This window comes from Escherichia sp. 94.0001, from assembly GCF_013369155.2.
Lineage (GTDB): Bacteria > Pseudomonadota > Gammaproteobacteria > Enterobacterales > Enterobacteriaceae > Escherichia > Escherichia coli_F.
In genome coordinates this window covers 1-428 of sequence record NZ_JABWMS020000243.1, presented here as the reverse complement: position 1 = coordinate 428, position 428 = coordinate 1, and the positions used below count along the sequence as shown (strand labels likewise).

At 57.0% G+C, this 428-nt stretch carries 1 protein-coding gene; it reads right to left on the bottom strand.

Going from position 1 to position 428, the window contains the following annotated elements:
* Positions 1-428, bottom strand: a 428-nt coding sequence (locus HEN33_RS25500) for a prophage tail fiber N-terminal domain-containing protein (protein ID WP_183083543.1), incomplete at both ends; no start/stop codon positions are given.

Genomic DNA, 428 nt, shown 5'->3' with positions numbered 1-428 from the left:
TTTTTCTGTTGCGGTCGTTGCATCCCTGGCTGCATTACCGGCTGCACTTTCTGCCATCTTTTTTGACAACTCAGCATCTGTTGCACTTTGTGATGACTCACTGGCTTTTTGAGCGGCCGCAGAGGCCGAGGACGAGGACGCCTCCTCTGACTGCTTTGCAGCGGCTGCACTTTCTGCCGCCTGCCGGGCTGACTCCGATGCATCCCCTGCTGAAGTGTCAGCATTTGCAGCGTTCTCTTCTGCCTGACTGGCTGATATGCCGGCATTCCTCGCTGATGTCTCCGCCTCTCCGGCATTCTTCTTCGCCTCCCCGGCGTGACGCGCTGCTTCTTCCACCATCAGTTCAAAACGACGCAGTGCCTCCGGCCGGGCATCATCCTCCGACATGGCACCGAGAAAATCATTCAGCGTACCCGGTTGAGAATCTT